The following is a 16254-nucleotide window of genomic DNA, read 5'->3' as shown; positions in this document are numbered from 1 at the left end:
GGCCCTGGACACTGGCCCGAAGTCCAGCCTCCTCAACTTCCCTTCATACAGCTGTCCTTACTTACCTGGAGCGACCTCGTGTCGCACACTGAGCGCGATAGTTGTCACCTGGGCGAGCCATCTGTCACCGGCCTGAGTTGCACGAGGCTTGGACGGCTCCGAAAGACCGGCCGGAGTCGCGAGGCTAGGCTTCGGCCATGCCGCCCCAGCACCAGTCCAGAGACCACGCTGCCGAGCAGTTGTCGATCATCGACAACTTGAGCGCCCGGCCCTTCCCGGACGAGAACGGCCGGCCGGGAGCAAACGGCCAGTGGAGCGGCCCCGGCTTCCACCTGGCCGTACTCCGTGAAAGTCAGGACTTCTGGGAGGATCGGAGTACCGAGATCGTTGAGGCAGCCGAACGGGAGCTGGAAGCCGACCTTGCCGCGCTGTCCGTCATCCTCACGGGACGCTGGGGCGCCCCGGAAGCGGTTGACCTGTGGCCTTATCTCGGACTCGACGACTCCGACTCAACCGCCACGAGTCGCGAGCCGCTCAGCTTCCTATGCGGTGTCGCCGGCAGCATGCAGATGTGGCGGTTGCCGAACTCGGAGCGGTGGGTCGGTCTGGCCATCGGCCAAGCCGACCCGGAATGGCCGTTCCAACTGCTGGCGGGCATTGGTGAAACGTCCTCGTTGGACGGCAGGTGACAACTTCTGCGCCCAGGCGGTGACAACTACCGTGCTCAGCCGGGCGGAGAGGTGCCGGTCGCCGCAACAGTCCGGTGACAACTATCGCGCCCAGGCACATCGGCAGCCCGCTGGACTCCGGCTGTCCGACCGCACAAGAGCGCGAGTAGTGGCTGCGTGTGACCCCTCGACTCGTGCCCACCGGGCTATATGGGGACGGCACCGGGCTCCGCTGAGCGGAGGCCGGTGTTGTCGGGCGGGCACGCAGCTTCGGTCTGCTGGAGCAGTTCCCCGTCGTCGTCATAGAGCTCAAGCCTGAACCGCAGGCCGAAGCGGGTCACGAGCGCTGCCAGATCCTCGAACCGCTGAGGATCGACCACTCCGTGCAGGAGTGTGTCCCCGTCGGTCGGGTCGACCTCAAGGCGGCACCAGTTGGTCTCGACCTCGTACGACTCCCACGACGCCGATCTGGAACTCCAGCCGGCCTCGGTGAACCGCTCGGCCACCAGCGCAGCACTCGGAGCCCCTGCCAGGTCACCACACACGTTGTTGGAGATCTCAAGCCAGACGGGATCGAGCGGCTGCTGTCCCTCACCAGGTACGTCCACAACTGATTATGAAATGAGTGTTCTGCTCGGACGTACCCGGGCCGCCGCGCTGCGCGAAGCCGCCGATGGTTGCAACACCACTGAACTGGCCGCGCGCCTCGGTGTCTCCCCGGCGGCCGTCAGCCAGCACACGAAGGCACTGCGCGACGCGCGCCTCATCACCACCAGTCGGCGCGGTGGTTCCGTCCTGCACGTGTCACTGCCCTCGGCCGGGAGCTGCCGGCCGGGAACCGCAGCGTGGCGGTGTGGCCTTAAGCCATGGCTTAAGGGCGTGGCCGCCCGTGTCGGCAACCAGGAGCATTCAAGGCGTTCGGCGTGTTGGGGGATGCTCGGCGTCGAACTTCGGGAGGTAGGCCGCCTTCGACAAGGGGAGGACGCGCCGCTCGGCCGGCCCGGGCCTGCTCCTCCGTACGTGTTCCGCACCCAGAACCGACGACGCAAGGGGAATCGATTCCATGACCGTCAAAGCAGCACGCCGCACCATGTCTCCGCGTCGCTCCGCCGCCCGCACGGCGGCCGTGGCGGCCCTGTCCGCCGCCGCGCTCCTCGGCGGTGGTCTCACGGCCCAGGCCGCCCCACCCGCCCGCACGACGGGTGCGGCCGTGGAGCTCGCGCCGGCGGCCGGTGTGCTCGCCACCCGGTGCTACTACAGGGTCAACGCCAGCGGCGGTCTGCTGATCCGCAGCGGCCCCGGCACCGGCTACTCGGTCGTCGGGTCCTACGCCAACGGCGCCACGATCCTCGCGTCGGCGTCCACCACCAACGGCTTCCGCAACGTGGGCACCAACCGCTGGGTCGCCGCGGCGTACACCGTCCGCATCACCAGCTATCCCTGCGAGTGACAGTAACCCGCGCCCAGGACACCGCTCCCCAACCCTTCAACGGGCCGCCGACCGCCGGAAATCCCTCCAGCGACCGGCGGCCCGTCCGCTGCCTCCGGCCGGCCCCCGAATTCATCACTGCGCTTCTCCAGCGTCGCAGCTCCAGTGTGAGGACGGCCTTGGCGATTGACGTCATGCGGTTGGGACTGCACCGGGACCTGCGGAAGATCCGCCAGGACTTCAGGCGTCGGAGTTCGGGGAGGGTGAGGGGTATGAGCTGGGAGGATCCGTTTCTGCTTATGCTGTGAACGCGGGCGCACGTTGATCGACCGGCGCCTGTATTTGCCCATTGCCGGGTGGTGGCCATGACATGGAAGACATCGGCCCGCTCAAGTTCGGTCCGCCAGCCCTTGCTGAGACCGTAGGCGGCGTCCACGGTCGCCAGCCGGGGTAGCGGCGAACTTAGCAGTCGTCGAGAAAGGCAAGGAAGACCCCGACCTGGCAGTTCTCCGTCCGGCCCGGGGCTCGCGTCTGAATATCTGTCAGGGCTGATCACCAGTGCTGCGTGCCGTCGTCGGCGGACGCATGGTGCGGCTGTCCGCTGGTGAAGACCCGGCCCGGCAAGGTGGCGTCGATCCGCAGTTCCTGCCCGCCCTGCCCCGCGTCGATGCCCCACCCGGTGCTTCCCGCATTCGGCGTGCGGAAGGCCCGCTCCGGCGCTCGGCCGTGGCCGTCATGTGGGTTGCCTCTTGGTCTCGAACCGCTGCGTGCCGCGAACAGAGTGGACCACGAGTTCGGCTGATCACGGAGAATGGAGGACATGGGTGAGACCAGACCTCCGGCCGTGTCCATGGCACTCGACGACCAGCTGTGCTTCGCGCTGCACTCCGCCTCGCGGGCGGTTACGGCGGCGTACCGGCCGGTGCTGGCCGAGCTGGGGCTGACCTATCCGCAGTATCTGGTGATGCTGGCGGTCTGGGAGCGCGGCGACGTTCCGATGAAGGAGCTGGGCACCGTCCTTGGGCTGGACTACGGAACGCTCTCGCCGCTGCTGAAGCGGCTGGAGACGGCGGGGCTGGTGCGGCGGGAGCGGCAGCTGGACGACGAGCGGCTGATCACCGTATCGGCGACAGAGAAGGGCCGGGCGCTGAGGGCCAGGGCCGAGCAGGTGCCGGGCGCGATGGGGCAGAGCTACGGCATGTCGGCCGAAGAAGCGGAGCGGCTGCGCGCGCAGCTGCGGGATCTTATCGAGCGGCTGAGCTGAAAGAGACGCGTGGCGGAGTGGGATCAATCACAGACAGTTACATCGCGCACAATTAAATCGTGCACTATCTTTCTTCTGGATACCGCGAAGGTCAGAAGAAGGAGTTCCCGCCATGGACACCATGGAGTTCGTCAGGTACGAGGCGTACACCCCCGTCGAACGTCCCACCTACCAGGCCGAGCTCGACGAGGTCGTGCGCAACGTCGGGCGGAGCACCCGCGAGTCCGTCGAACGGCAGGGTGTGGGCCGTTCGGTCCGTACGGCCCACGGCAAGACGTACGGCCTGGTGAAGGCCACTGTCACCGTGGGTAAACTGCCCGGGCCGTACGCCCAGGGCATGTTCGCCGCCCCGGCCTCCTACGACGCCGTCGTGCGCTACTCGAACGGGCTCGGCCATCTGCGCGCCGACTCGCTGCTCGGCGCGGCCTGCGGCATGGGCATCAAGATGTTCGGCGTCCCGGGCACGTCGCTTCTGACGGACGAGGCCGAGGCGACCACCTTTGACCTCAACCTGATCAACAACAACGTGTTCTTCGCCAACACGGCGTACGACTACATGGTCATCGAGCGACTGTTCGCCGAACTCCCCGACGCACTGGTGAACCCGGCACGGCGGAAGTCGTGGATGGGCGAATTCCTCACCCGCCAGGGAACTTTGGAGACGCCTGACGAGTGGCTGTGGGACCAGCTCTTCGCGATGCTGTCGTTCGTCAAGGTCCCGCGAAAGAACCTCTTCTCGTACACGTACAACAGCATGGGCGCATTCCGGTACGGCGATCACATCGCCAAGGTGCGGACCGTCCCGACGCCGGACTCACTGGCGCGCATCGGGCACGACGGCGTCGATGTGCTGTCCGACGGCGAGGCCTTCCGCAACACGCTGGTGGCGGAGGCGGGTGAGCGTGACCACTCCTTCGAGCTGCAGGTGCAGCTCAACGCCGACCTCACGCGGATGCCGGTCGACAACACTTCCGTGGAGTGGCCGGAACAGCTCTCGCCGTGGGTCACCGTGGCCCGGATCGCCATCCCCCGCCAGGACATCTCGGGCGATGAGAACCTCGCCGCCGCGGACGGCACGTCGATCACCCCGTGGCGCTCGCGCGAGGACCACCGGCCGATCGGTGAGATACAGCGGGTGCGCGAGGAGGTGTACCGCCGTTCCTCCATCGAGCGGCACCGCCTCAACGGCCAGCCCCGTCAGGAGCCGGCGAGCAGCGCGGAACTCCTGGGCTGAATCCGGCCGGCGGACCGGGTGCGCGACTGTCCGCACCCGGTCCGCGAACCGTCAGGCTGCCGCTTCGGCCCGGGCCTTGCGGGCCGCGATCCACGCGTACACCAGCACTCCGGCGAACAGGAACAGCACGATCTGGTACACCGCCGCGTAGCCGGAGCCCGCCACCAGCCACATCGGGAATCCGAAGGCCAGGGCCGCGAGGACCGCGTCGCGGGTCAGGCGGCCGCGGTTGACCCGGGCGGACCGGTTGGGGGCAAGGAAGTAGATCTGGGCGGCGGTCGACAGGAGGTAGGGAACGGTCGCCGTGATGGTGGTGACCAGGACCAGGTTCTCGAAAACGCCCTGGAAGCCTGCCGCGTAGTTGTAGACCGCCAGCAGCGAGGCGAGAACGGCCGTGACGAGGACGCTTACCGACGGATGCCTCACCGCCACCGGACCCACCCTGGCAATACCTACGCCTACACACTCAGTAGAGTCCTGAAACCGACGAAGGGGGGCCGCTCGTGGCCAAGGTCAACGTCAGTCTCGATGCCGAACTGGTGGTGGAAGTGATGGTCCTGGCCGGGGTCGGCTCACCTCAGGACGCCGTCGAAGCGGTCGTGCGTGACTACATCGCCCGAGGACACCGCACCGAGGCACGCACCGAACTCACGGACCAGCGCCTGCGCGAAGCCGAAGTCAAACCGCAGGAACCTCAAGGCTGACGACAACGAGGCCAGCCAGGGTCGGCACGATACCGCGGACCACACGGCTCGGGGCCCGACCAGCACCGCGATCGGGCCCCACAGGCCATGCCCAGTTCCACTCACTCACCACACGCATGCCCCCACGGCCCGGCTTTAACCGGGCGCTCTGAGACTGGGCACTACAGCGTGGACGTTCCTGCACCTGGTGTCCGGCGCTGCCCTGATGGCCACAGCAGCGGGACGGCGCCGCCCTCGGAAGAAGGTGAACCGCTTTCCCTCCGGGGTGAGACTGTGTCAGGCGTGGCTGCGCTTGTTGCCGGTGACCAGTCGATAGACGACAAGGAGGATGACGGAGCCGATGATGGCGGCGATCCAGGTGGAGAGATCGAAGAAGCCATCGATGGAGTCGACGCCGAAGATGACCTTGCCGAGAAAGCCACCGAGCAGGCCCCCCGCGATACCGATGAGCATGGTGATGATGACGCCGCCCGGGTCCCTGCCCGGCATCAGCGCCTTGGCGATGAAGCCCGCAAGCAGACCTATGAGGATCCAAGCCACAATGCCCATGCTGCGTCTCCTACCTCGGTGAATAAAGCCGGTGTTAACGATCGTCTGCACCGTGCGGAGGTTTTCAAACACCGATCATTCGGGGCCGGCCAATAACGGTCGAGGAGAAGGTACGGGCGGCCCGGGGCCTGGCCCGCGATGCCCGGTACGCTGTGCGCCCCGGGCAGAGGGTGCGGGCGTCAGCCGCGAAGGCCTGGCCCAAGTTTGCGGGTCTCGGCCGTCTCAGACCGCGGCCGTTGAGTTTGCCGATCCGGCGGTGCGGCGGTGTTCGGCGTTGATGCGCTGGGCTTCTTCGAGCTGGTCCTCGAGGACGATGATGCGGCACGCGGCCTCGATGGGGATGCCCTGATCGACGAGCTCCCGGGCCCGGGCGGCGATACGGAGCTGGTAGCGGGAGTAACGGCGGTGACCACCCTCTGAGGCCGCGGGGTGATCAGGCGGGCGTCTCCGATGGCGCGTAGGAAGCCCTGGGTGATGCCGAGCATGTCGGCGGCCCGGCCCGTGGTGTAGGCGGGGTAGTCATCGTCTCAAAGAGTTGGACGCCGACAGCGAACTCGGCCAATAGCAAGCGCGACGCACCGACCGCTTCACTCACATGGCTGTGGCCGCGGCCCGACGGGCTGGACCCGTCCCGCTGGCGCGGTGAACGCGACGGCATCATTCTCGGTGTGGGCAGCAACAGTCTGGACACCTACACCAGGGAGTTTTCCCATCTCGCCGCAGGGCGGCCAACGGCCGTCTCCCCGGTGGCCGTGCCCCGGAGCGTGCCCAACGCCGTCGCCGCGGAGGTCGCGCGGGACCTGGGCGCGAGAGGGCCGAGTTTCACCGTCTCCAGTGCCTGCGCTTCCGGAGCGACAGCCCTGGGCGTGGCCCGCGATCTGCTGTCAGCCAATACCGTCGACGTCGTGCTGGCGGGAGGCAGCGAATCGGCCCGGTCCCCGATGACTGCCACCTGCTTTGCTCAGATGCGTGCCTTGTCTCGCCGAACACAGAGCCCTGAGTGCGCCTCGCGCCCGTTCGACATCGAGCGTGACGGCTTCGTACTCGGCGAAGGGGTAGGCATCCTGGTCCTGGAACGAGCTGGCCCGGCCCGACGTCGCGGGGCCACCATCCGCGCCCTGTTGCGAGGCTATGCGGCAACATCGGATGCCTACAGCTCCACCGCTCCCCACCCTGACGGCATCAGCGCCGAACAAGCGGTCCTATCGGGCCTGGCGGACGCCGGCTGCACCTTGCAAGACATCGGGCACATCAGCGCGCACGGCACCTCCACACCTGTCGGAGACGCAGCAGCGGCGCAGCTGCTCCGCCGGCTGTACGACGCTGCTACGCCCCCGGTCACAGCGATCAAAAGCGTCCTGGGGCACGCCTTGGGAGCAGCGGCCGCTATTGAGGCGGCCGTGACTGTGCTGTCGTTGGAACGCCAGGCAGTTCCGCCCACAGCCAACCTTGTCGAACAGGACCCGGGCCGGGACATTGACATCGTCACCGGCCGCCCGCGCAGTGTGCCCATAAACATCGCAATGTCTACCTCATTCGGATTCGGCGGGCACAACGCTGTCTTGATCTTCAGCACCCCCTGAACTGTCGCGACACTAGAGGATCAACGTCTGTGGTTGAGAGCCCGCGTCAGTTCACGGGTGGCAGCACGAGCAGCCTCCAGCTCTTCGGTGCATTCCTGGCTCCGAACGGCCTGCCCGCCGCCGCGCCATTCGATCAGCAGCGGGTCGTCCAGGTGGACGGTGTCCGGGTCCAGGCCCGCCCCGCCTGCCGCAGGAACCAACCGGCCGCCGGGGCCGGGGTGCGGCCGAGAACCTCGTACAGCTTGTTAAAGCGCGCCCGCAGCTTCCGGGGCGGCGAGCCATGCTGCCTGCAGCCCGATTCTCTGCCAGCCTATTCAGTTGCACGAGTGTCAACACCGGATCCTGCAGGGAGGAATGTCTCGGCGTGAGCGGTGGCCCACTGTGCGAAACACCTCGGAGGGCGACCGGTGACACGCTCGACCGAAGACGTCACATCGGCCACCGTGGCGGGCACGGTCGCCCACATGCGCAGCATGAAATCGATGCCCTCCTCCGGCCACCCCTCGGTCCGCCACACTTTTCGCGCCTGGTCGTCCGTCAGGTGCGTGAAGTGGATCTCGCGGCCGGTTGCCGCTGCGAGGGCGGCGGTCTTGTCGGCCGGGGTCAGTGGCTGGGGTCCGGTCAGGACATAGCTGCGACCCGCGTGCCCGCCGTCGGTCAGGATGGCGCTGACGACGTCAGCGACGTCTTCCTCGTGCACTGAGGCGGTGCGCCGGTCCCCGTACGGCTCGCGGACCCGCCCTTCAGTTCGGATGCCGTCGGCCCATCCCAAGGTGTTTGCCATCAGATCGATCGGCCACAGGAACGTCCACTCCAGGTCACTGCCACGCACCGCCTCGTCCAACTCCTGCCCGTTGCCGGGCGACAGGACGGTAATCCGTCGGACGCCCGCTTCGGATGCCATCGTCAGGATTTCGCCGCCGGCCCGCAGCGGCGTGTGGTCCGCCCCGGTGGCGCCGAGCAGGTGAATGGCACCGACGCCGTCCAGCGCCGTAGCCAGTGACGTCGGCTGGGTCAGGTCGCCCTCCACCACCTCAACCTCCTGCGGCAGTCGGGCGGCGCCGGCGTAGCGGGTCAGCACGCGGACCGTCCGGCCCGTGCGGAGCAACCGCTCCACGATATGACGGCCCAGAGTTCCCGTCCCGCCGGTCACGAGAATCGTCATGAGGGGCTCCCTCTCGCTGTGGTCTGGTCTGCAGGCTCTCCTGTCGAGGAGCCAACGCTAGGGGGCATCTAGGACAGCATGTGTCCCACAGCGCCGGCTCGCACCAGCTGCGATACCCCGGCCCGAAGTGCCGTACGCGTTCGTGGAGCAGGTCAGGCCCGGCGACATCATCATCGCCCCGCTGTACCGCGACTTCTGGAGCGGCGCCCTGGTCCGGCTCACCGTCCAGACCGACGGACGCGCCTGGGGCCACTTCCAGGGCGGAGCCTCGTACATGCCTCCAGACGGAGAACGTGGGGGCCGTGGTGCAGCTGCGCTCGGGATGCGTACTCCTGCCCGCCCATGGCCACTGGCGTTGTTCCGGTGGCCATGGGCGGGGTGAGGTCAGTCGAGGAAGGTGCCGCCCGATTCGGGCAGTTCGTAGGAGCCGGTGGCTGTCGGTCCGGTGGACGAGCCGGGCAGGAGGCGAGCGCTGGAGGATGAGGCAACGGCGAGGTCCGCCTTGCCGTCGGAGTTGAAGTCGCGCAGCCGCAGGCCCTGGCCGAAGCTCGCGTACTTTTCGGAGCTGCCCATGACGGACTGCGGGATCCAGGAGGAGCGGGAGCCGGACAGGCCGCCGGAGCCGCCGCGGAAGAGGTGAATGCCGCCCTGGTCCTCCTGGCCGTCCACGTCCTCGTGGGGAACGCCCACCACGAGATCGGCGTAGCCGTCGCCGTTGGAGTCGGCGGCCGACACGTCGTAGGCGAAGTCGTCGTATGCCTCGGGCGTGCCCGAGACTCCGGTGGTGGCCTGTGTGAGCTTCGCTGAGCGGGTACTGCTGGGCCCGGAGGATGTGCCGTACCAGAGGTTGACCGCGCCCTTGCCGTTGCTCTCATCGGGCTCGCCGACTGCGATGTCGCCGTAGCCGTCCTTGTCGAAGTCTGCGATGGCGGCGTTCAGGCCGTCTTCGTCCTGTCCGGCGGCGAGGGTCTTGGAGGCGCCCGAGGACAGGCCGGTGGAAGTTCCTTTGAGGAACCAGGCGCGGACGTTGTAGTCGGTGCCGGACACCTGCACTCCGAGGACCACCAGGTCCGCCTTGCCGTCGCCGTCGACCCTGCCGGCGGCCAGGCCGGACGAGGCCCAGCTGATTCCGGCCTTGTCGATCTCGCTGACGCTGCCCGTGGTGCCGGACTTGGTGAAACCACCCCGGTACAGCCACGCCTCGCTGCCGCCGATGATCGCCAGGTCAGGGGAGCCGTCCCCCGTGAAGTCGCCCGTGACCAGGTCCCTGCCGAAGTGGCCCTTGGCCCCGCTCTTGGGTGTGATGGCGGTGCCGCCGGCCAGGCCGGACGCGGAGCCCCACAGGACGGTCACCGATCCGCGGTACTCCTGGTCGCCGACGTGCTCGAAGGGGTTGCCCACCACGAGGTCCGCGTAGCTGTCCTTGTTCAGGTCGGCGCCGGCCAGGCTTTCGCCGAACATGTCGTCTTCTTCGCCCGCGCCGGGGACACCCGGGCTGTCCTGGTGGATCACTTGGGTGCGCGAAGCGTCCAGACCGCGGGCGCTGCCGTAGGTGATCACGACGGCGCCACCGGACCAGCCGCCCGGTCCGGAGATGCCGCTGTAGGCGTGCCTGTACGCGATGTCCCGGTATCCGTCGCCGTTGAAATCGTCGTAGTGCTTGGCCACCGCGGCGGCCGCCGGGGACGGGTTGCAGGCGAGCAGACCGGTGGTCAACGTGACCACGGCGCCTGCCGCCAGGGCGAGACGGACGTGCTGGTGCATGCGGGAGACTCCTGCTGCTTGCGGCCGGGCGCAGTGGGGCGCCCTTGGCGATAGATTCATCCGTCCACAAATGGCCCGGACTTAGTGAGGTGTGGCTGGCCTACGGCGTACGGAAGACCACTGGAAGGGCCTGTGGGTTGTACGAAGCCGCTGAAAAATTTCAAGATTGCTCGGCAGCGGACAACCACCCAGTACCAGACCCACGAACCGTTGAGGACCGACCACTCCACTCAGGAGCATGTCCCGGCCGGTCGGGTCGACCTTGATTGGGCACCGGCCGGGGCGGCCGGTTGGTCGCACCGCTCGGAAGCACAGGCCAAACTTGTGCACCACCGACACCGACATGAGACGACGCCAGGGCAAAGAAGCGAGAGTCAGCAGCTCAGACCTACTGGCGGGCGTCGAGGCGGTGCTGGAGCCCGCCGTCCGGGCCAAAGACGTCCATCAAACGCTGATCGGCCCGATCATGCCCGCTTCGATCCGCCGGCCTTGGACGGCGTGGCGCGCCGGGGCTACGGCGGATGTCGGTCGGCGGCGCCCTGCTCGAAAGCATGCACGGTCCGCGGGCCAGCGGGCGCGCCCAGGCGGGCCAGTCCGGGACAGCGGGCGTGGTGCAGTCGTCGTGCAGCAGGCGCCCAAAGGCGTCGCGTGCGCACCGGGCGGAGTCGGGGATCGGCGGTGACCCAACCGCAGGTCACCTGGCCTATGGGAAGTTGATCACGCCGTCTGCGACCACTGGCTAGTCCACAGTTCAACAGGTATGTTGAGCGCCGCTAGCTCCTGCATCAGTGTGAGAACCCCACTTCGCCGCACCAGGTCGGGGGCACCCCTCTGTCTTGCCACAGGAGCAAATGCATGACTGTGCCCAACTCTGCCCCCGGCTACCCACAGCAGCCCGTCGGTGCTCCCCCTCATGTAGCCCCGCAAGCCGCCTACTCCCCCTGGCCTCCGCAGCCGCAAGGCGGCCTCAATAAGCCCGGCGATCAGCTCAACGCCAAGCACAAGACAATCCTCGGTTGTGGCGGCATACTCGCCGCCTTTCTCGTGGTCGGGATGATCGCGGCTGCCGTGTCGCCCTCCGAGGCCAAGCCCGCCGCGGTCAAGCCGGTCCCTGCCGTCACGGTCACCGCAACCGTCACTGCAACCGTCACCGCTCCCCCGCCGGCCAAGGCGCCTAAGCCGTCGCCGACGAAGCCAGCCGCGCCGCAGAAAGCCCGCGTCCCCGACATGACCGGCAAGTCCGGGGACCTGCTCGTGGAAGCGCTTCAAAAGGCAGGCTTCACCGACGGATACCGGGCCACCTCGTTCCACGACGTCAGCGGTCAGGGACGCACAGTATTTTTGCTCACCAACTGGAAGATCTGCGACCAGGACCCGAAGAACAGGACCGTCCCCGTCACCTCCAAGATCTCAGTGGGTGCCGTCAAGTTCGGCGAAACCTGCCCATAAGGACCTGGAACACGCACGATTGCGCCCTCTCATGGTTCCGGCCGTGCGAGGGCTATCCTTTGCGTTCCAGGGGTCCTTGGCGGTCTTGACCGAGGAGCCCTCAGGGGTGACAGCCGAGACGCCCGGGTCCACGTCGAGTTGCTGTCCGCGGCCGTGAAAATCACCGCCCCGGGCGAGGTCGAGCAGTACGTCAGAGCCATGAGCCGGACGGCAACGCGTCGATGTAGGCCCGCATGATGTCCCTGCGAGTGCGCACGCTCTCGTCGGTGTAGTGGCTCAGCGTTTCCATGTGCAGCAGCGCGATCGGCTGATTCCAGTCAACGTGGACTGCACGATTTCGTTGCGCAGCAGCTTCTCCGGCTCGCAGACGTCCTCGGAGACAATGGGGGCGTTCTCATTGGCTGAGCGCACCCGCGACTTGTACGCAGGCGCGTCCGGCCTCCTCATCGCCGTTTCGGGCGTAGTCGTGTGGTCCACAGAAACCTCACCTTCCTTCGAGACACCGCCATCACTGACCGCTGGGGCACCACCCGCTACGGCCGACTCTCCGGCTCCTGGCCGCACCCGTCCACACGGCAGCAGCAGTCGCACCGTTCGCTGGCGCTGCTCTCACCGTGCTCCTCGGCGGCTACGGACCAGATCTCCAGGGCTGTGACAACCGCCAATTTCCCTGCAGGCACAGACGAAGCCACCCTGATTCCGATCCCCAACCCGGGGCGACGAGCGGGTTCAACAGTTGAGCCCTCAGTCATCCGCGAACCCGGCGCGCTTCCCGTTGCGGCGGGCAGGTCCATGCGTCTGCCACATACCGAAGTGCGCATTCGAGATTCTGGACCCGGCTGAAACACATGTGCTGGATATCGCGGCGTAGTCGTTGAGCCTCACGACCACGCCGCACGATCGTCCAGGGGGACCACGTTGACCTCGGCCGCCACGAACGAGCAGCAGCCCACCGCGCGCTACCACCGCCACCGGCCGAAATCACCTACAGCGAGCAGGACTCCGTGAATCCGGTCGTAGGCCATGGCGGAGAGCAGAATGGCGGGTAAGCGAGGACGATGTCTCGGCGACCGGGAGGGCCCCGCCGTCCAGGTTGATGCACCACGGTGCCCAGACCACGGCGAGAAATTCGTCCGCCACTTCGGGCACGAGCGCTGCCGCCAGTTGCCGCACACCGGTCCAAGTGATGCGACGCCCCGTAGGCGATGAGAAGCGTGCGGTGCCCGTCCCGCGCGTATGGTCCCCGGCGTCGCCCACCCCGGCCCCGGCCACATGACGCGCGCCGAAGACCGATACCAGGCACAGCCGGTCCCTCGGTCATGCGATGTTCCTCTCGGTGATGCCCACCTGAGGTGTTTCATAACGGGGTGGTGGTCATCCCGCGCGCATCGCTCGCAACGGCGTCCGAGTCGTCAGAACGACTCGGACGCCGCCGCTGGGTGATCGAGCGGACAGGTTCCTGGCTTACCGACTACCGCCGACTCAACCACCGCTACGAACGCCATTCCCGCAACTACCTAGCCTTTCTCGGCCTCGTAGCCGTCCTCTGCTGACCGGTGCTCAGCCCCTCGCCGTCGTCAGGAGCGCGCGAGCGGGGGCCGCGAGATCCGGGCGCGGTGGCGCTGCAGCTTCGCGGGAAGCCCTCCCCGCCCGGCAGCGTGATCCAAGTGGGGTGAGGTAGCGGCTGCCATGAAAGCACCCGGCGCGGCGCGAGCCCTGCAGTCTGGACGGCGCACCCTTCTCCGACACCGTCCCCGTCTCTCCCCAACGATCGACAAGCCCCGGGCGTGACGAGCATCACCACGCTTCTTCGCGTCCCGTGTAGACCGAGAACCGTGCGCAGCGCGTATGCGGGGTGAAGCGAGAGATGCGGGAGTGGCTGTTGACCGTCGAGGAGTTCGAAGAGTTTTACGCCCAGACGGTCGCACGTCTGACCGGGCAGCTTTACGTGATGCTCGGGGACCTGTACGAGGCCCAGGACGTGGTGCAGGAGGCCTTCGTCAAGGCCTGGGCCCGGCGGGGGCAGCTGGATCGGGACGGGCAGCCGGAAGCCTGGATCAGAACGGTCGCCTGGCGACTGGCGGTGAGCCGGTGGCGGTTCGGGAGGCGGTCCGCCGACGCCTGGAGGCGGACCGGCGCGCCGCCGGACGTCGCGGGACCGGGCCCTGGGGAAGTCGTCCTCGTGGAGGCTCTGCGCGGACTTCCGGACCGTCAGCGCCGGACCGTGGCCCTGTACTACCTGTGCGACCTCACGGTGGATCAGATCGCCGCCGAGACCGGCATGGCAGCCAGCACCGTCAAAACGCACCTCGGCCGGGCGCGTATCGCACTCGCCGACCGCCTGCAGGACCCACGCATTGAGGAGGCCCCCGGTGCCTGATCCCCACGACCCCTTGCGGCGACTGCTCCAGCAAGCGGCGGACTCCGGACAGGCCCGCGCCGACGCCCCACCGTTCGCCCAGATCGCCGAGCGCGGCAGGCGGGTGAGACGTCACCGCGTCGCCGGGCTCACCACAGCGGTGTGCCTGGTCCTCGGCGGCGGCGCAGCCGCGGCCGCCCTGGTGGCGGGCGGGCCAACACCCATGCCCCCGGCCACCAGTCCGTCGCCGAGTACTCCCGGGCCCAGCAGTCGTCCATCCCCCTTGCCCACAACCTCGCCGTCGCCCACCACGCCGCCCTCGGCTACCACGCCGCCCTCGTCCACCCCGGCCTCGCTGGGGCCTTACGGCGCCTCGGCAACGGTCACCCAGCCGCCGCCCGGCGGGGCCGTGACCACCCAGCCCTGACCGGTCGACCCGCCGCTCAACTCTTGTCCGACTCCCCCGCGCCTGCCTTCGGCCACGCGGCGGCCGAGCATGCCCGCATCCACCCGAGAGAGCGCCAAATGCCGGCTTCACCACCCGAGATACGTCAGTCCGCACAGGCGGCTGCGCGCGCCACCACCGACCGCATCACCCTTCCCCACACCACCGAGCACGCAGCCACTTTTCCGCGAGGAACGGCCCTGGGCCGGGCCGCTCGCACCTCGGGCGGCACCTCTGGTGCCGTCGGGCTCCTGCGACGCTCCTTGGGGCTCCAACGCGGTGACGCGGAGGTGCTCTGCCTCTACCTGGCCACCCGCGCCGGCCTGTGGATCGTCGCGTACTGCACGCGATGGCTCTTCCCCTCCGTCGCCGATACCCACGAGGCCGCCGGCGTTTTCGCTCCCTTCGAGCACTGGGACTGGGGCCACTTTCTCCACATCGCCCAGGACGGCTACTTTCCCGACCCCACAGTCGCCGGCCCTGCCGACGCCGCCAGGGACAACCGCGAGGCGTTCTTCCCCGGATTCCCCCTGCTCCTACGGGCCGTGCACCTCGTCGTCCCGCACTGGACCGCTGCCGGGCTGCTCATCTCGCTCGCCGCAGGAGCCGTCGCCGTCCTCGCACTGGCCCGCATCGCCCGGCAGCATGTGCCCGACACCGAAGGCAGCCGCCTCGCTGTCCTCTTCCTGCTCGTCTCACCCTGCGGGATCTTCCTGGCCGCCGGCTACACGGAGGCGCTGTTCCTCGCCCTCGCGCTGCCCGCCTGGCTCGCCGCGCAGCGTCACGCATGGGCCCTCGCCGCGACGCTGACCGCGCTCGCTACGACCGTCCGCATCAGCGGCCTGTTCCTCGCCGCCGCGATCGCCCTCCATTTCCTCCTGGCCGCCCGCGCCGACCGGAGCGAGTGGCGCCTGCTGCCGTGGCTGTCCCTCCCCGGCGTACCACCGGCCCTCTACACCCTCTACCTCCACGCGCACACCGGCGACTGGATGGCCTGGAAGCACGCGCAGGAGCGCGGCTGGTATCGCGCTTTCCACGCGCCGTGGACGGCCTGGTCGCACACCTGGGACTCGGCCTTCGCCCACGCCCAAACCACCCCTTACGCGTTCATGTTCCAGGCGGAACTCGTCGCGATGACCGTCGGACTGGTCCTCCTCGGCGTCCTCCTGCACCGGCGCCACTGGCCCGAGGCCCTGTACATCGCCCTTAACCTATGGGCCCTGGGCACCTCCTACTGGTACACCTCGATCCCGCGCGCCACCCTCCTGTGGTGGCCCCTATGGATCGGGCTCGCCCAGTGGGCCCGCCGTACACCGTGGTTCACGGCCGTCCACCTCGCCCTGACCGTTCCGGTGGCCGTGGTCTTCGCCGCCGCTTTCATGACGGGGCGCTGGGCCGGATAGCCGCTTCGCCCGACGAAACCGACTTCTCCAGCAGGCTTGGCTGCAGCAAGAAACAGCCCCCACAGGGCGTCGTGCGCACTGGTCACCGGCTCGTAGGTGCCGGGGGAGCCTCAACACGCGCGAAGGGCGTGGTAGGCGGCCTGTGGGGACTTCCAGCTGTGCCGGGCCGGGAGGTGCGAGCGGCGGCCGCCCCCGGGGGGGGGGGGGGGCCGGGGGTGGGGTGGGGTGGGGGGTGGAT

Annotated in this window: 14 protein-coding genes and 6 pseudogenes; 12 read left to right on the top strand and 8 right to left on the bottom strand. The window is 68.3% G+C overall.

Annotated elements, in window-relative coordinates:
- Positions 1 to 197: 197 nt before the first annotated feature.
- On the top strand, positions 198 to 689 hold the full coding sequence (locus tag ACWGH0_RS33155) for a hypothetical protein (RefSeq protein ID WP_453407982.1): 492 nt from the start codon (positions 198 to 200) through the stop codon (positions 687 to 689).
- A 185-nt stretch (positions 690 to 874) separates the two neighbouring features.
- Here the strand turns inward: ACWGH0_RS33155 and ACWGH0_RS33150 are convergent, their stop codons facing one another.
- Positions 875 to 1276, bottom strand: coding sequence for a hypothetical protein (locus tag ACWGH0_RS33150; RefSeq protein ID WP_453407981.1), 402 nt, complete (start codon positions 1274 to 1276; stop codon positions 875 to 877).
- A gap of 13 nt (positions 1277 to 1289) precedes the next feature.
- On the opposite strand from ACWGH0_RS33150, the pseudogene ACWGH0_RS33145 reads away from it, so the two are divergent.
- Together ACWGH0_RS33145 and ACWGH0_RS33140 are read left to right on the top strand one after the other, a co-directional pair.
- Positions 1290 to 1397 (top strand): annotated as a pseudogene (locus ACWGH0_RS33145) (hypothetical protein); the annotation flags it as partial.
- Positions 1398 to 1731: 334 nt separating this feature from the next.
- The gene (locus ACWGH0_RS33140; protein ID WP_453407980.1) at positions 1732 to 2118 is read left to right on the top strand and encodes an SH3 domain-containing protein; all 387 of its coding nucleotides are present in this window, start codon (positions 1732 to 1734) and stop codon (positions 2116 to 2118) included.
- A gap of 130 nt (positions 2119 to 2248) precedes the next feature.
- On the opposite strand, the pseudogene ACWGH0_RS33135 reads toward ACWGH0_RS33140, so the two are convergent.
- Both ACWGH0_RS33135 and ACWGH0_RS33130 read right to left on the bottom strand, forming a co-directional pair.
- Positions 2249 to 2344 (bottom strand): annotated as a pseudogene (locus tag ACWGH0_RS33135) (IS5/IS1182 family transposase); the annotation flags it as partial.
- Positions 2345 to 2649: 305 nt separating this feature from the next.
- Complete coding sequence (locus ACWGH0_RS33130; RefSeq protein WP_453407979.1) at positions 2650 to 2919, bottom strand: hypothetical protein; 270 nt, start codon at positions 2917 to 2919, stop codon at positions 2650 to 2652.
- Between ACWGH0_RS33130 and ACWGH0_RS33125 the strand changes: the two genes are divergently transcribed.
- Positions 2918 to 3361, top strand: a complete 444-nt coding sequence (locus ACWGH0_RS33125) for a MarR family winged helix-turn-helix transcriptional regulator (protein WP_453407978.1) — start codon at positions 2918 to 2920, stop codon at positions 3359 to 3361. The two genes, ACWGH0_RS33130 and ACWGH0_RS33125, sit on opposite strands and share 2 nt — an antisense overlap.
- A 112-nt stretch (positions 3362 to 3473) precedes the next feature.
- Complete coding sequence (locus tag ACWGH0_RS33120) at positions 3474 to 4595, top strand: catalase family protein (RefSeq protein ID WP_453407977.1); 1122 nt, start codon at positions 3474 to 3476, stop codon at positions 4593 to 4595.
- Between the two features lie 51 nt (positions 4596 to 4646).
- Here ACWGH0_RS33120 and ACWGH0_RS33115 read toward each other — a convergent pair.
- Positions 4647 to 5012 (bottom strand): annotated as a pseudogene (locus ACWGH0_RS33115) (amino acid permease); the annotation flags it as partial.
- Between the two features lie 86 nt (positions 5013 to 5098).
- On the opposite strand from ACWGH0_RS33115, the gene ACWGH0_RS33110 reads away from it, so the two are divergent.
- On the top strand, positions 5099 to 5299 hold the full coding sequence (locus ACWGH0_RS33110) for a type II toxin-antitoxin system VapB family antitoxin (RefSeq protein ID WP_453407976.1): 201 nt from the start codon (positions 5099 to 5101) through the stop codon (positions 5297 to 5299).
- Positions 5300 to 5575: 276 nt separating this feature from the next.
- Here ACWGH0_RS33110 and ACWGH0_RS33105 read toward each other — a convergent pair whose 3' ends face one another.
- Together ACWGH0_RS33105 and ACWGH0_RS33100 are read right to left on the bottom strand one after the other, a co-directional pair.
- Positions 5576 to 5848 (bottom strand): GlsB/YeaQ/YmgE family stress response membrane protein, encoded by a 273-nt coding sequence (locus tag ACWGH0_RS33105; protein WP_453407975.1) that lies wholly within the window; start codon positions 5846 to 5848, stop codon positions 5576 to 5578.
- Positions 5849 to 6070: 222 nt separating this feature from the next.
- A pseudogene (locus ACWGH0_RS33100) lies at positions 6071 to 6375 on the bottom strand (helix-turn-helix domain-containing protein); the annotation flags it as partial.
- Between the two features lie 141 nt (positions 6376 to 6516).
- Here ACWGH0_RS33100 and ACWGH0_RS33095 point away from each other — a divergent pair.
- Positions 6517 to 7431 carry a beta-ketoacyl-[acyl-carrier-protein] synthase family protein gene (locus ACWGH0_RS33095; RefSeq protein ID WP_453407974.1) on the top strand — a complete coding sequence of 305 codons (915 nt, stop codon included), beginning with the start codon at positions 6517 to 6519 and terminating at the stop codon, positions 7429 to 7431.
- 310 nt (positions 7432 to 7741) lie between these two features.
- Here the strand turns inward: ACWGH0_RS33095 and ACWGH0_RS33090 are convergent, their stop codons facing one another.
- Positions 7742 to 8596, bottom strand: a complete 855-nt coding sequence (locus ACWGH0_RS33090) for an NAD(P)H-binding protein (protein ID WP_453407973.1) — start codon at positions 8594 to 8596, stop codon at positions 7742 to 7744.
- 384 nt (positions 8597 to 8980) lie between these two features.
- Positions 8981 to 10360 (bottom strand): FG-GAP-like repeat-containing protein, encoded by a 1380-nt coding sequence (locus ACWGH0_RS33085; RefSeq protein WP_453407972.1) that lies wholly within the window; start codon positions 10358 to 10360, stop codon positions 8981 to 8983.
- 855 nt (positions 10361 to 11215) lie between these two features.
- Here ACWGH0_RS33085 and ACWGH0_RS33080 point away from each other — a divergent pair.
- The 5 genes and pseudogenes from ACWGH0_RS33080 to ACWGH0_RS33060 all read left to right on the top strand — a co-directional run bounded on the left by ACWGH0_RS33080 (position 11216) and on the right by ACWGH0_RS33060 (position 16016).
- The gene (locus tag ACWGH0_RS33080) at positions 11216 to 11809 is read left to right on the top strand and encodes a hypothetical protein (protein WP_453407971.1); all 594 of its coding nucleotides are present in this window, start codon (positions 11216 to 11218) and stop codon (positions 11807 to 11809) included.
- Between the two features lie 471 nt (positions 11810 to 12280).
- A pseudogene (locus ACWGH0_RS33075) lies at positions 12281 to 12441 on the top strand (MFS transporter); the annotation flags it as partial.
- Between the two features lie 746 nt (positions 12442 to 13187).
- A pseudogene (locus tag ACWGH0_RS33070) lies at positions 13188 to 13362 on the top strand (transposase); the annotation flags it as partial.
- Between the two features lie 329 nt (positions 13363 to 13691).
- Entirely contained in the window at positions 13692 to 14189 is a 498-nt protein-coding gene (locus tag ACWGH0_RS33065) for a SigE family RNA polymerase sigma factor (RefSeq protein WP_453407970.1), read from the top strand.
- A 504-nt stretch (positions 14190 to 14693) separates the two neighbouring features.
- Positions 14694 to 16016 carry a mannosyltransferase family protein gene (locus tag ACWGH0_RS33060; RefSeq protein ID WP_453407969.1) on the top strand — a complete coding sequence of 441 codons (1323 nt, stop codon included), beginning with the start codon at positions 14694 to 14696 and terminating at the stop codon, positions 16014 to 16016.
- Positions 16017 to 16254: the final 238 nt, after the last annotated feature.

Source organism: Streptomyces sp. NPDC054887 (assembly GCF_053610585.1).
Note: the sequence above shows the minus strand (reverse complement) of the source record. Positions and strands in the feature narration are given on the sequence as shown.